Here is a 14306-nt window from a genome sequence, read left to right on the forward strand (position 1 = left end):
CTCTCCCATCAGAATACACCGCAGGAACCTGGGCCCCCCGCAAAATCAAGCCCGCAGCTTCCTTGTTCCTTGAAGAGATCCGCTACTTCTTCCCGATGAGCAGGCGGGATCACGAAGCGGTCATTATATTTGGCAATGGCGAGCAGTCGGTACATGTCTTCAACTTCCTGCGTGTCCATCCCCACAAGGTTAAGCAATGCAGGATCACTGGTTTTTCCGGTTTGCTGATTCCGCATGTGAATTCGCATTACCGCCATTTTGCGCAGTACATCACGAATTCGTTCCGTGTCTCCTGCAGTGAGCAGATTGGCCAGATATTCCACAGGTATGCGCATATTGTCAATGGCAGGGAAGATATCACTCGCATCCAGCGAACTACCCTGTCCTTCAACCCGATTCGTAATTGGACTCAGCGGCGGAATATACCATACCATCGGCATGGTCCGGTATTCCGGGTGAAGCGGAAGCGCTATGCGCCAGTCCACAACCATTTTATAGATAGGCGACTGCTGAGCAGCGATGATCCAATCTTCCGGAATGCCGGTCTCCCTTGCTTCACGAATTACGTCAGGGTCATGCGGATCCAGGAAGATATCCATTTGCGATTCATACAAATCCTGTTCATTCTCCGCTGAAGCTGCCGCTTCGATGCGGTCTGCATCGTACAACATCAGACCAATGTACCGAATACGACCGACACAGGTCTCCGAACAAATCGTTGGTAATCCCGCCTCAATCCGCGGAAAACACAGGGTGCATTTCTCCGCTTTGTTAGTCTGCCAATTGAAATATACTTTTTTGTAAGGACAGCTCGACACACAGAATCTCCAGGCACGGCATGCGTTTTGGTCGACCAGTACGATGCCGTCCTCTTCCCGTTTGTACATCGCTCCTGAAGGGCAGGAAGACACACAGGAAGGATTGAGGCAGTGTTCACAAATTCGCGGAAGGTACATCATAAACACCTGTTCAAAATCCATTTTGATCGATTCCTCGACACCCTTCATGTTGGGATCTTCCATCCCCGTTACATGGGCACCTGCCAGATCATCCTCCCAGTTGGGTCCCCACTCCAGGTTCATGTATTCACCCGTAATTTGGGATTTGGGTCTCGCTACGGGCTGATGCTTTTTCTCCGGACTGCTCGTTAGTTTCTCATATTCATAGGTCCAGGGTTCGTAATAATCGTCGATCGTCGGCTGATCGGGATTGTGGAAAATGTTAAGCAATCGTCTGGCACGTGTGCCTGACTTTAACTCGAGCTTGCCATTTTTCATTTCCCAACCGCCGCGATACCGCTCCTGATCCTCCCACTGTTTGGGATAACCTACCCCTGGTTTGGTCTCCACGTTATTCCAGTACATGTATTCCGCGCCCGGCCGGTTCGTCCACGTATTTTTGCACGTTACGCTGCACGTATGGCATCCGATACATTTATCCAAATTCATGACCATGCTGACTTGTGCTTTAATCTTCAAGCCAATCCACCTCCTGCAATTTTCTTATGATGACATTCAGGTCACGCTGGTTGCCTGTTGGGCCATAATAATTGAATCCATAGCTTAACTGGGCGTAACCGCCAATCATGTGGGTCGGCTTCACATGAATCCTCGTCGGACTGTTGTGCGTACCTCCACGTGTTTGCGATATTTTCGTTCCGGGAACGTTAATATGTCGATCCTGGGCGTGATACATGAACGCCATTCCACGAGGAATGCGGTGGGTGACGACTGCACGGGCAACGACTACACCGTTCCTGTTAAAACATTCGATCCAATCATTATCGACGAGTCCTGCCTCTTCGGCATCCTCATGATTCATCCAGATCGTCGGGCCACCTCGGAACAGGGTCAGCATGGGCAGTGCATCATAGTACATGCTGTGAATCGACCACTTGTTGTGCGGAGTCAGGTAGTTCAGAACAATTTCCTTGCCACCTTCGATTGGACGTTTGCTGCTTGGATGGAAAGGTGTATGTTTCAGTACAGGTTTGAACGTCGCCAGTGTCTCTCCGAACTCACGAAGCATCTCATGATCAATGTAGAATTGCTGTCTGCCTGTCAACGTGCGCCAGGGAATAAGCCGTTCCACATTGGTTGTAAATGGCGAGTAGCGTCGTCCGCCCTTCTCCGATCCGCTGAATGCGGGTGACGTGATAACCGTTTTGGGTTTGGAAGTAATCTCATCAAAAGTAAAACATTCTTCCGATCGCTCTTCAGCCAAATCCTTCAGATGTAAGGCCGTTTTTTGCTCAAGCGACTCCCATGCACGTACCGCCATTTTGCCATTTGTTGTTGTGGAGAGCGTCAGGATGGCTTCCGCCACATTTCGGTCTGTACTCAGATCTGGACACCCTTGCCCCACTCCGGCTTGCCTGCGCGTACCCAGAATACCCTTGAGCTTCTCGTACTCTTCGCTGGCTGACCAAGAGATCCCCTTGGTTCCAATGGGTTTATCCTTGACCACAGGACCAAGAGTGATCATCTTGTCATATACCGCCGCATAATCACGCTCCACAATCTGAATGTGAGGCATCGTTTTGCCCGGAACAGGTTCACACTCTCCTGCACTCCAGTCCCTGATCTCGCCATACGGTTGAGCCAGCTCATCAGGTGAATCATGCAGCAGCGGTGTCGCCACAATCTCATGCTGCGGTCCGTCAAACTGCTGCGCAGCCATTTCCGAGAAGACACGTGCAATCTCCTTGAATGTGTCCCAGTCCGAGCGTGACTCCCACTGCGAGGCGACTGCCGGATTAAACGGATGTACAAATGGATGCATATCCGTGCTGCTCAGGTCACTTTTTTCGTACCAGGTTGCCGCAGGCAAAACAATATCTGAGTACATCGCTGTTCCCGCCATGCGGAAATCCAGGTTGATCATCAGATCCAGCTTACCCTCGGGTGCTTCGTCCACCCACTCCACGTGTTCTGGCCGTAGTCCGTGATCATCATCGTTCAGCAAACCGTTCGTCGCACCAAGCAAATGCTTCAGGAAATACTCATGGCCTTTCCCCGAGCTGGAGATCAGATTCGCTCTCCATACGAACAGCACTCGCGGGAAATTCGCAGGGTTATCCGGCTGCTCAATGGAGAACTTGAGTTTTTGACTTTTCAATTCGGATGCCACATATGCACCGATTTCGTCTTTCGTTACAGCTCCGGCATCTATAGCATCCTGATGCAGATCAATCGAATTCCGATTGAATTGTGGATAGGACGGAAGCCAGCCCATGCGAGCAGCCATGACGTTATAATCTGCAACATGCTGGAATCGGGGTTCACCCTCCAGTGCCGAAGTCAGCTCGCCTACTTTCGTTTCTTCGTATCTCCATTGATCTGTAGCAAAATAGAAAAACGATGTACCGTTCTGAAGACGGGCTGGCCCTGTCCAGTCACGGGCAAAGGCAATTGTCTGCCACCCCTCCGCAGGACGAAGCTTTTCCTGTCCGACATAGTGAGCCCAGCCCCCGCCGTTCACGCCCTGACAACCGGTCATAAGAATCAGATTGATAATCGCTCGGTAGATCACGTCCGAGTTATACCAATGGTTGATTCCGGCTCCCATAATAATCATGGAACGCCCCTGGGTATCGATCGCATTCTGGGCAAATTCACGTGCAATCTGCACCACGGTTTCCTGCGGAACGCCTGTAATCTGTTCCTGCCATGCGGGGGTGAAAGGCTTCTCGTGCTCGTCATTCAGCTGACCATTCACTGCATCATACGCTGTTGTTCTTCGAGCACGCGGCATGTCTGAGATTGAGATTACTTCGTTAGAATCTGCGGAACGTGTCATTTCACGTTCTACTCCGTACTTGGCAAGAACCAGATCATACACCGCTGTAACCATAATCCAGCGATCCTCCAGCCAAATTTGACGAACAGGAATTTGACGTTCCATAACATGTCTACCCTCGTCGTCAAAATAAGGCAGCTGAATCGTGACCAAGTCATGATGCACCCCTAGAAGAGATAACCGCGGATCGATGGGTTCGCCATTCTCAACCTGTTCCATTTTCAGATTCCAGGTCCCTTCCTCACCCCAGCGGAATCCCAGGCTTCCTTTCGGCATCGCATATGTACCGCTGTTTTCGTCATAGACGAGTGTTTTCCAGGCCATATTGTTGCCCGTGATGCCCAAGTCTTCTCCGACAAGAAATCTGCCCGCTGTGTGGACCCCGTTTTTCTCCTCAACGATCAGGAGATTGGGAAAATCCGTATATTGTTTGGCATACTGCATGAAGTATTCCGTAGGTTGTTCGATATAGAATTCTTTGAGAATCACATGTCCCATAGCCATGGCAAGAGCTCCGTCGGTCCCCTGTTTGACTGACATCCATGTGTCCGCAAATTTGACATATTCAGCATAATCCGGGCTGATGGATACGACCTTCGTTCCCCGGTAGCGTGCTTCAGCCAAAAAGTGAGCATCAGGTGTACGAGTCATTGGCAGGTTAGAACCCCAGACGAGAATATACCCGGAATTGTACCAGTCGCTGCTCTCCGGCACATCGGTTTGATCACCCCAAATCTGCGGTGAGGCCGGAGGCAGATCGGCGTACCAGTCGTAGAAACTGAGCAGTGGCGATCCCATCAGGGACAGGAATCTTGAACCTGCAGCATAACTGACCATCGACATGGCAGGAATAGGCGAAAAGCCGATAATCCGATCAGGTCCGTACTGCTTGATCGTATGAATAAGGGAGGCCGAGATAATCTGCGTTACTTCACTCCATGACGCACGAATCAATCCGCCCTTGCCGCGAACAGACTTGTATTTATTGACTTTATCCGGATCATCCGCAATACTGGACCAAGCCTTGACCGGATCACCATGCAGCTGAAGTGCCTCACGCCACAGATCCAGCAATGCTCCCCGGACGTATGCATATTTGACACGCAGCGGACTGTAAAGGTACCAGGAAAAACTCGCTCCGCGCGGACACCCTCTTGGTTCAAATTCCGGCATATCCGGACCCGTGGAAGGATAATCGGTAGCTTGCGTCTCCCAAGTGACAATTCCGTCTTTCACATAGATCTGCCAGCTGCAGGATCCGGTGCAATTCACGCCATGTGTCGAACGTACAACTTTGTCATGCTGCCAGCGTCGCCGATAGACGTCCTCCCAGTCCCGGTTTTCGGGTGACATCTCGCTCCAGCCCTCTGCATTCTTTTCCCGTTTCGCAAAATATTTAAGTTTACCCATCCACGGTGTGCTTTGCTTACTCATTGTTTTCCTCCTGCTAATATGACATGTAGTTTCAGACCGGAATAACATCCGTTGCCGACATTTATCACTTACATCCAGCTAACCTCCAATTTGGGACATATGCCGGAGAGACGGAACACCTCGAATTTCTTCGCCTTTAAGAGCATTGAGCATGTCATGCGTCTCGGGCTTAACCCCCAGTGCTCTAAGAAATATGGCTTGAACCGCACTGTCGTTACCGACATGTGGACGTACGTTGAATTCATCCGACCAATATAGGCAGGGCTTGATATTGCCGTCTGCCGTCAGTCTCAATCGGTTACATGTACCACAAAAGTGACTGCTTACAGGATGAATCAGACCAAATGTGCCAGCCGCTCCGTCAATACGGTAACTATCTGCCGGACCATGGCTATAGACATCACAGCCTGTGTAATTCCAGCTGTTCTCACATGTATCCAGTACCTGCTGCAGGGACATAAAACCCGATTTCCAGGCTTCTCCGCTCCCCCCTATGGGCATGTATTCGATGAAGCGAACATGTATCTCTTCATCGAGAGTCAAGCGCAAAAAGTCCTCAACCTCGTCATCATTCACGCCTTTCATAAGCACCACGTTCAGTTTGATTGGCTGCAGACCGGCTTTTTGGCTGGCTCTTACACCATCCAGCACCCGTTTCAGCTTGCCTCCTCTGGTAATTCGGGCAAACCGTTCAGGTTGCAGGGAATCCAGACTGATATTTACTCTTGTCAGCCCGGCTGCTTTCAGACGATCCGCGCATGCGGCCAGATATATGCCATTGGTTGTCATAGCGATATCCTCAATGCCAGGAATTTCGGATAAACGGGCAATTAGCTCGTCAAGATCTTTTCGAACAAGAGGCTCCCCGCCGGTCAGACGCAATTTCCTGATCCCAAGCGGAGCAAGCGCCCGAACAACCGAGACAATTTCATCATGTGTCATGATCTGATCCGGTGGTTCAAACTGCATTCCTTCCTCCGGCATGCAGTATACACAGCGCAGATTACAGCGGTCCGTAACCGAGATGCGCAGATAATCATGAACTCTTCCAAAAAGATCAACCAGTCCAGCTTGCATCTCAAACTCCCCCTTCCTCTGGGTGTAATCTCACTATGGCGGGATGGAGGGATTCCTCTTTCCTCTCATCACTTGTCATCTTGTCGCTAAATATAAGGATGTCTTTGTAACGTAACTGTGCAAAATATCACAATGAGTGAAACATAATGCACATGACCTATCTCTAAAACTCCCGCAATCCGGGTTCCACGTAGGAATCCGTAAAAAATGAGGCAAGATTATGACAAAACAAAATGTGTGAGCATGCTCACACAGGGGACCGTACATATTTTCTATACTCAGTTTGCAACACCACACTAAACCGATCCTGGAGGAACAACCTATGAACACATATGCAGCAACAATTAACGCAACCGAGTATCCGCCGCATCTGAAACATAAGATCATCTTCGAGACGTTTGAACAATTGCCGCAAAATGAGGCCATGCTGCTTATCAATGACCATGATCCGGTACCTTTGCGATTCCAATTTCAGTCCACTCATCCAGACGGCTTCACCTGGGAATATATCGAACAGGGTCCGTCTGTCTTCCAGGTCAAAATCAGTAAATTGTAAAATGGTGGACCAAACAGAGCACGAACTTACAGGAATGGATGTGAGCCATATGTCTTCAACGGATAACCGAATTATTGAACTCGATGTCCGGCCGCATTTAAGAAAAAAGCTTGAGCCGTTCCAACTCATTATGAACACCGTCAAGGGGCTGGACCCCATGGATGTATTTGTGCTCCACGCTCCTTTCAAGCCGACACCCCTGCTCGGCATACTAAAAATGAGAGGCTATTCCCATTCATCCGAACGAGTCAATGCTGAACACTGGCGTACCACATTCGTTCACCGGAAAAATAAAACGTGGTCCAAGGAAGGGACGTTTCATACTGCAAAAGACCTGAACCAGGAAGAAACTCCTACTGGCTGCACCGGAGAGCCTGACTCAACTGAATTTATTTACAGCTCTGATAAGATGCCCCTGTCCCCAACGATCACATTGGATAACCGGGGATTGGAGCCGCCACAGCCAATGATGAGAACCCTCGCCGCACTAAAGCGCTGTGAGCCTGGTCAGACGGTTCTCATTCATAATGACCGTGTTCCTGTATTTTTGATGGAAGAACTGATTAATCTCGGATGCTCTTACACCGTAGAGGATCAGGCGGATGGTACAGCCAAGCTTAGAATCGTAAAAGGATAAGGGAGGGAAACGCCATGTCCAGGCTGCCATTTTGGTTTATCGTTACAGGCATCCTCGGATTTATCGCGTACCATGCGTTTTCCCTTCTGTCCCTGACAGGCTGGCTTGGTGATGAGTTACGAGGGCCGGAAGGATGGTTCCATGCCCATCTGTTTGTCTTGGGATGGTCGACCATGCTGGCCATGGGGGCTGTATATCAACTGATTCATGTGATTTTGCAATCGGATATTTACAGTACAAGGCTTGGTTACATCCATTACGTGATGTTTAGCATTGGCGTCACTGGCATGCTGTATGGATTCATTCAGGCAGATGTACGCTGGCTTGCAGGTTTTGCTACCTGTGCCCTGATTGGAATTCTGTTGTTCGGATGGAATATGGCGGTCACGTTATTTCGAGCATCGCAATGGAATCCGATTACGGTAAGTACGGCTTGTGCTTGTCTTTATTTGGTTCTTACCGGCCTGACGGGTATGTTAATGGGCTTGAATTTTGCATTCGGCCAATGGAACGGGCTGCATGAACGAATATTCGGAGCTCATATCTGGATGGGGACAATCGGCTGGTTCGGCATGTTAATTACAGGATTCAGCTACAAAATGCTGCCCATGTTCTATCTTTCGCACCATTATCCAGTTCGGCTTCAAAAGATAGTCCTGTTGTTGTGGAATGCAGCTGTAATTACAGGCGTTGTGGCATTTCTAGCTGATATGAAACGAGGCTTGCTCTGGCTCGCACTCCTGCTGCTGACAGCAGGTATGCTCGTTTACGTCTACCATTTGGAACAAATACAGGAGAAACGCCACAAAAACAATCCCGGCCCAGGCATACGCTGGTCAGTCTATGTAAGTCGTGCACTGGCAGCATTTATGGTCGCTCTGTTGATCTATGCATCACAAGGACCGGAACTTCTGCTTCATCCGAGGGTAGTCCTTCTGGCAGGCTGGGTCTATCTTGGTGGATGGGTCTCATTAACCATTCTGGGTTATGCTTCGAAGATTGTCCCCTTCTTATGGTGGACACACAAATATGGCAAGCAAGCCGGAAAACCAGGAACACCTCTTATGGCTGGTATGTTAAACCAGCGTCATGTGAGCTGGGGTTTGATTGCCATGGCTGCTTCCAGCCTTCTGCTTGTCAGTGGTGTATTGATCAATCTGGCAGAGGTGATGATGGTCGGTGGTACTCTTTTATCGATCTTCTCCATGGCTTATATCTTCATGATCGCAAGGGTGTTCCAACATTAAGAAACAGAAATGGAGCGTGGAACATATGGAACAGACGCAACAGGTAAACCCACTGTTTGAGTATCTTAAGGAAGTATACGACCCGGAGCTAGGCGTTAACATTGTTGACCTTGGGCTCGTATATGAAGTGCAGGAGGAGCCGGAACGGGTCTCGGTCCGCATGACCTTGACCACACCAGGCTGCCCGCTGCATGATACGATTCTCGGTGCTGTGAAATGGGTACTGCAGGCGCATACAGACCATAAAGATGTAGATGTACAGTTGGTATGGGAACCTCAGTGGTCTCCCGATATGATGTCGAATGAAGCCAAGGAAATGCTCGGATATTTTTAAATGGGTAATCCAACTGGCTCCTGATGAACATATAGACACGATAAAAAACGTACTACAACTCTGCATTTAAGAGAGTGTAGTACGTTTTTTGCTTGATATGAGTTTTGATAATTCATATGGGAATCTACAGGCCTTGAGTGACTCAGAACCATTTTATATGTCACGGGCGTACGATTCATCAGGCACCTTGTTTAATACAACAAACAACCGAGCTTCACGATTTCCCGTGTTATGGAAAGCAAATGTGTCTTCTCCACTGCAGCAGATTACATCTTCCTGTTGTACTTTCTGTTCGACTCCATCCAATATAATTGTTCCTTCTCCTTCAATAATAAGAACCAGCACATCCGATCCTGGATGTTTATGGACAGGCAGTTGTTGTCCCGGCAGAAAATGCAGCGCAAACGTGACCCCACCATTCTGCTGAAACAGAATGCGTTTCGTAAAACGTTCGGTCTGAAACTCCTTGACGGCTTGCAAAGAAATCGTACTCACGTTTATTCCTCCTTTGATATTCTTGGAATAAACTCATCATAAAGTACAATAGCCGGGATCACCTTGATTAGAATCAAGGAATCCCGGCTGGCTCAATGATTAAGTGTTGATCAGCATTGCCCTCAATATGATCTATACCATCATTTTTCTCAACGAAGAGATATATTTTGCACGAATAACAAAGAAATAAAAAGTCTGTGCCAACAAAAACGCACCAAACACGGTTAATACAGGAACGGTATAGTTGGCAATCCCGAATTGAGTCAGGAACGGTCTAACCACAACCAGTGTTTCCACGATCGAGATTAAAATGGGAAAGAAAAAGAGAATTGCAATCTGTATCGTAGACGATCTCTTCATCTCCTGGAAACTGAGTCCCATCTTCGAAAGCGAACGTACCATTCTTCCATCTGCTTCGAGATCCGTGTGCAATCGGAAATATAGAAAACTGGCTGATGAGATTGAGAAAATCAGACCAATGAAAATACCCAAAAAGGTAATCAGCGCTGTCGTCTGTCTGAATTCCTCAAAATCCGTATAACGAGTCGTGAAATAGCCGGAAAACTCCTTATCCGCAGAGTGTTCCCTTATTACTTCATCGATGTCTTTCAAACGATGACTGACCAGAGCTTCGGATGATTCACGATCCGGTACAGACTGGCCCCATGATGGGATTTGATAAAGATATTTGCCTGAAAGCTCTCGCTTATCCAAGGATTTCGTGAGTTCGTTGTATTCCTCATCATTGATAACCACCATCGCTGTTGAATAGAGAAGATCGCCAAATACCGGATCTTTTTCAGTGTGCTCTATATTGAGCTCAAGAGCCTCTGATACGGTATTTAAAACGAGCTGCTCCCCAATCGCATAAGGATGAAATCTCTCATGCTCCAGCGGCCTGTCCTCATTTCGGGAGTCAATGAAAATTGCTGCGTGATCTGTCAGCGTATACGTCGGTTTCTTCCGTATGGTATTCAACGCATTGTAGTCACTTAGTGACAACAGTGTTACCCCGCTGTCATTCGTGCTTGCATAAAAATACTTCAGGTAGACTTCCTGATATTCCAGATTAGCTTCATCAAGCACTTCATTAACAGGAGCCATATTGGGCTGATCTAATGCACCATATACATTGTAACGAATCGGGAACGTATTGTCCTTGAAAACCTGGCGATTTTGCTGATCCAGGGATAGGATGACTACAGCGCTCATCGATGCGAGGGCAATCACGACCGTCACCATAAACAGCATGCGTGCATTGTCCTTAATCTTGTAACTCATCTCCGAAATCCACAACAATCGAGTTCCGTGCCACACCCGCTTACGGTTGCGTTTCATCAATCGAATAGCCAGAACCGAGAGCTGGGAGTAGAAAAAGTAGGTCCCGGCTATACCTGCTACCGCAGCGATCAGTATATTTCCACCAGATAAATCACTGTATAGAGCTATAAAACCAGCCGACAGTAAGGCCAGCCCTATAAGGGAGAGCGGCCAGGATGCTTTGGGTTCCGTTTTGGGTTTACTCGTACCTTTTAACAACTCAAGCGCCCGCTTGTTACCGATAAAGAGCAATGTGAACAGGGAAATACAGAAAAATAACAGCAAAAAGGCACCCACCGTAATCAAAATTGCCTTTGTCGGGAAATAAAAGGGCAGATCCTCCATGCCGATAAACCGTGTAGTGAGCATAAGGAACAGTTTGGACAACAACATGCCACCACCTATGCCAGCCACAATGGACAGGGAACCGATCAGCATATTTTCCATGATGACAAGTCTTCGAATCTGTCCTGGTTCTGCACCCAGTATGGTCAAGATGCCGAATTCCTTATTCCGTGATTTTAGAAAGGCACCGATGGAGTACATGACGAAAAAGATCGCAAATACATACACAATAATTGAGGCAATTTGCATTCCAGACGCCGTTGTCTTGCCAATCGGCATATTCGCCACATAAGGATGATAGCTGAATACCGCATAAGCGAAGAAGATCATAACCATAAATACACTGCTCAGAAAAAAAGCCACATACGCCCGTCCATTCCGCCGAATATTATTAAACGCGAACTGAGGAAAGTTCATGTGAATTACCTCCCCAAAAGGATAGGGTATCGATGATCCGCTGGAAGAAGGTTTGACGGTTATCCCCGCGGTGGACTTCTGCAGCAAGTTTCCCATCCTTGATAAAAACGATGCGATGACAGAAACTGGCGGCGAGTGGATCATGCGTCACCAGCATAATGGTCGTTTTCTCCTGCTGATTAATCTGTTCAAGTGATTCCATCACGGCTTGTGAGGACGTGGAATCCAATGCCCCTGTTGGTTCATCCGCGAGCACGATCGATGGCATGTTAATCATGGCTCTGGCAATGGCGGTACGCTGCCGCTGTCCGCCTGAAATTTCATAAATGCGTTTGTCTAGAATATGATCAATCCCGAGCTGGTTCGTGATTCGAGTCAACCTGCTCTCCATTTCCCTATATTTCACCTTGTCGAGCGTTAGGGGTAATACGATATTCTCTGCAACCGTTAGGGTGTCCAGCAGATTAAAATCTTGAAAGACAAATCCGAGTTCCCTGCGCCGGAACATGGCGAGTTCTTTTTTTCTCATTTCAAAAGGATTTTTGCCGTTAATGAGCACTCTGCCCGAACTAGGTTCATCTATCGTAGATACCATATTCAGCAACGTCGTTTTGCCACTTCCGGAAGGACCCATAATGCCAACAAACTCACCTTGTTTAATGGACAGATGAATATCGCTAAGGGCCTGAGTTTGTACTTTACCCTGATAAATTTTATTCAGTGCCGAGACCTGTAACATCTCCATATCTATTTCCCTCCAATGGAACCAATCTTATGTTCCTTGATCTTATCTTTATCGTAACCTACCTCCCGCACCGCTGCTATCGAATAACCTTAAACTTTCCTTACAACAGCTTTAAGATTATGTTCCCCTTGCACTGCAACTGTTTTTATCCACAAAAAAACACCTCGCCCTCAGGCAAAGCGCTCTACTTTTGATCCGCCCAACTGAAGCGGACCAGTGTCCCTTCGTCCAGTTTGGAGAATAGTTCAACCTGGTTCCCCAGACGTGTACTGATCTCACGGACAAGATATAACCCCATTCCGGTGGACTCATGATACTGCCTTCCCCTCTTCCCTGTGAAGTAAGGGTTAAAAACGCGATGAATGTCTTCCGCAGATATGCCAATTCCTTCATCCTGAATGTCCAATACGGTTCGGTCACCCTTAAGGTAGGCGGTCATAATGACCTTTTTGCCAGATCTGCTGTCCGAGTAGTTAACGGCATTGGTCAAAATTTGGGTAAACATAAAACGTAACCACTTGGCATCACTGTATATGTGAAGCTCCTCTTCAATCCGGATGTCTGGTGTGATACCTTTGCGAATAAACAGGCGACGATTTTCAGCAATGCTTCCTCGGATCACTTCACCAAGAGAGAGACGCTCTACACGAAAGTCTCCTTCAAACTGCTCCAATCTGGAAGAATGAAGCACCATCTCCAGCCCTTTGCGCATTTTATCCAGTTCATCCTGAATGCTACCAGCTGTCTGATCCTCCACATCCTCCAGTGTTAATTGAATGATCGACAATGGTGTCTTCATCTGGTGAACCCAGCGATTCATAAAAACGACCTGCTGCTCGTTTCGAGTACGCAGTTCACCCATTTCTTGCTGCCGATTTCGTTCTTGTTCGTGGAGCACCCCTCTAATGGCTTGCGCCATTGGAGCATAACCCAGCGGCTGAAAAGGTTCCCTGACCAGATCGTTTGGCTTTTGAAGCGCGCGATAGACATGATGAAGCTGCGCATAACGCACAATCAGATACACGACAAAGATAACCGTGCTGATCAACATGCCGTATAGGACAATACGAATAGGACGAGCTTCGCCCGAAAGCCAGTATACTGAAGGGACTATCAGCATCTGTAGCAAATAAAAACCAATCAGGGGTAACTGGTCTCTGAAGAAAAGTTTCATTTACAATCCCTCCTGAGCAGCCGTGCCCAAATCGAGTAAACGATAGCCCGCTCCCCGCACCGTTTCCAGCAAATCCTCTACACCCAGATCTTTCAGCTTGCGACGGACACGGGTAATATACACATTCAGTGTATTATCATCGATAAAGTGCTGATCTTCCCACATCAGCTCAAGCAGTCGTTCGCGGCCCACCACCCGCCCGACCTTGCTCATCAATGCTTCAACCAGGACAGATTCTTTTTGGGTCAGCTCCACAGTTAGATTTTGATGTTCAAGTACGAACCTTTCGGGATACAGCACCAAGGGTCCATTTCGGACTTTTACCTCTTGCTGAGCTGCAGCATATGTGCCGTACGCCCTACGCAGCTGGCTTCGTACCTTGGCAAGAACCACCTCATATTGAAAAGGTTTGGTAATATAATCATCCGCACCATGTTCGAGCGCCATAACCTGATCCATTCCGTTGTCACGTGCTGAAATAAATAAAATGGGACATATGGAATGCGTGCGGATCTGTCTGCACCAATAGTAACCATCAAATTGCGGAAGGTTCACATCCATCAGGACCAGATCCGCACCGATTTTCAAGAATTCATCCAGGACATGACGGAAATCATCCACGACATATACCTGGAAACCATTTCGGTTGAGATATGATGACAGTAAGCCTGCGAGCTTAGCATCATCTTCAACCAATAGTATCGATTGCATTGTATAACCTCTCTTT

The 14306-nt window shown here is 48.0% G+C and carries 12 protein-coding genes; 4 read left to right on the plus strand and 8 right to left on the minus strand.

The window, feature by feature from the left end; translation table 11 throughout:
* Nucleotides 1-8: 8 nt before the first annotated feature.
* From narH to moaA, 3 genes are all read right to left on the minus strand, one after another.
* Nucleotides 9-1478 carry a nitrate reductase subunit beta gene (gene narH, locus CHI14_RS25895; RefSeq protein WP_095292617.1) on the minus strand — a complete coding sequence of 490 codons (1470 nt, stop codon included), beginning with the start codon at nucleotides 1476-1478 and terminating at the stop codon, nucleotides 9-11.
* Nucleotides 1468-5232 (minus strand): nitrate reductase subunit alpha, encoded by a 3765-nt coding sequence (locus CHI14_RS25900; RefSeq protein ID WP_095292620.1) that lies wholly within the window; start codon nucleotides 5230-5232, stop codon nucleotides 1468-1470. The genes narH and CHI14_RS25900 overlap by 11 nt, the downstream gene beginning before the upstream one ends.
* A 78-nt stretch (nucleotides 5233-5310) precedes the next feature.
* Nucleotides 5311-6309, minus strand: a complete 999-nt coding sequence (gene moaA / locus CHI14_RS25905) for a GTP 3',8-cyclase MoaA (protein WP_095292623.1) — start codon at nucleotides 6307-6309, stop codon at nucleotides 5311-5313.
* Between the two features lie 322 nt (nucleotides 6310-6631).
* On the opposite strand from moaA, the gene CHI14_RS25910 reads away from it, so the two are divergent.
* The 4 genes from CHI14_RS25910 to CHI14_RS25925 are packed head-to-tail and all read left to right on the plus strand — an operon-like array spanning nucleotide 6632 to nucleotide 9083.
* A complete protein-coding gene (locus CHI14_RS25910; RefSeq protein WP_095292626.1) occupies nucleotides 6632-6865 on the plus strand; it encodes a DUF2249 domain-containing protein in 234 nt (77 codons plus the stop codon).
* Nucleotides 6866-6914: 49 nt separating this feature from the next.
* Nucleotides 6915-7502: a DUF2249 domain-containing protein gene (locus CHI14_RS25915; protein WP_095292629.1), complete on the plus strand. Its 588-nt coding sequence runs from the start codon at nucleotides 6915-6917 to the stop codon at nucleotides 7500-7502.
* Nucleotides 7503-7516: 14 nt separating this feature from the next.
* Nucleotides 7517-8749, plus strand: coding sequence for a heme-copper oxidase family protein (locus tag CHI14_RS25920; protein ID WP_095292632.1), 1233 nt, complete (start codon nucleotides 7517-7519; stop codon nucleotides 8747-8749).
* A gap of 25 nt (nucleotides 8750-8774) precedes the next feature.
* Complete coding sequence (locus CHI14_RS25925; RefSeq protein WP_095292633.1) at nucleotides 8775-9083, plus strand: metal-sulfur cluster assembly factor; 309 nt, start codon at nucleotides 8775-8777, stop codon at nucleotides 9081-9083.
* A gap of 153 nt (nucleotides 9084-9236) precedes the next feature.
* Here CHI14_RS25925 and CHI14_RS25930 read toward each other — a convergent pair whose 3' ends face one another.
* From CHI14_RS25930 to CHI14_RS25950, 5 genes are all read right to left on the minus strand, one after another.
* Nucleotides 9237-9578 (minus strand): cupin domain-containing protein, encoded by a 342-nt coding sequence (locus tag CHI14_RS25930; RefSeq protein WP_095292636.1) that lies wholly within the window; start codon nucleotides 9576-9578, stop codon nucleotides 9237-9239.
* A gap of 132 nt (nucleotides 9579-9710) precedes the next feature.
* Nucleotides 9711-11660, minus strand: coding sequence for an FtsX-like permease family protein (locus CHI14_RS25935; RefSeq protein ID WP_095292639.1), 1950 nt, complete (start codon nucleotides 11658-11660; stop codon nucleotides 9711-9713).
* A complete protein-coding gene (locus CHI14_RS25940) occupies nucleotides 11635-12405 on the minus strand; it encodes an ABC transporter ATP-binding protein (protein ID WP_095292642.1) in 771 nt (256 codons plus the stop codon). Before CHI14_RS25940 ends, CHI14_RS25935 begins: the two co-directional genes overlap by 26 nt.
* Before the next feature lie 184 nt (nucleotides 12406-12589).
* A complete protein-coding gene (locus CHI14_RS25945) occupies nucleotides 12590-13579 on the minus strand; it encodes a sensor histidine kinase (RefSeq protein ID WP_095292645.1) in 990 nt (329 codons plus the stop codon).
* Nucleotides 13580-14290, minus strand: a complete 711-nt coding sequence (locus CHI14_RS25950) for a response regulator transcription factor (RefSeq protein WP_095292648.1) — start codon at nucleotides 14288-14290, stop codon at nucleotides 13580-13582. It abuts the gene before it with no gap.
* Nucleotides 14291-14306: the final 16 nt, after the last annotated feature.

This window comes from Paenibacillus sp. 7516, assembly GCF_002272715.1.
In the GTDB taxonomy this organism is placed as follows: domain Bacteria; phylum Bacillota; class Bacilli; order Paenibacillales; family Paenibacillaceae; genus Paenibacillus; species Paenibacillus illinoisensis_A.

Bases quoted from the DNA above. Each gene is read 5' to 3' on its own strand.
- CHI14_RS25910 (WP_095292626.1), top strand. From the start codon at position 6,632: ATGAACACATATGCAGCAACAATTAACGCAACCGAGTATCCGCCGCAT.
- CHI14_RS25920 (WP_095292632.1), top strand. From the start codon at position 7,517: ATGTCCAGGCTGCCATTTTGGTTTATCGTTACAGGCATCCTCGGATTT.
- CHI14_RS25900 (WP_095292620.1), bottom strand. From the start codon at position 5,232: ATGAGTAAGCAAAGCACACCGTGGATGGGTAAACTTAAATATTTTGCG.
- CHI14_RS25950 (WP_095292648.1), bottom strand. From the start codon at position 14,290: ATGCAATCGATACTATTGGTTGAAGATGATGCTAAGCTCGCAGGCTTA.
- CHI14_RS25945 (WP_095292645.1), bottom strand. From the start codon at position 13,579: ATGAAACTTTTCTTCAGAGACCAGTTACCCCTGATTGGTTTTTATTTG.
- CHI14_RS25915 (WP_095292629.1), top strand. From the start codon at position 6,915: ATGTCTTCAACGGATAACCGAATTATTGAACTCGATGTCCGGCCGCAT.
- CHI14_RS25935 (WP_095292639.1), bottom strand. From the start codon at position 11,660: ATGAACTTTCCTCAGTTCGCGTTTAATAATATTCGGCGGAATGGACGG.
- CHI14_RS25925 (WP_095292633.1), top strand. From the start codon at position 8,775: ATGGAACAGACGCAACAGGTAAACCCACTGTTTGAGTATCTTAAGGAA.
- CHI14_RS25940 (WP_095292642.1), bottom strand. From the start codon at position 12,405: ATGGAGATGTTACAGGTCTCGGCACTGAATAAAATTTATCAGGGTAAA.
- moaA (WP_095292623.1), bottom strand. From the start codon at position 6,309: ATGCAAGCTGGACTGGTTGATCTTTTTGGAAGAGTTCATGATTATCTG.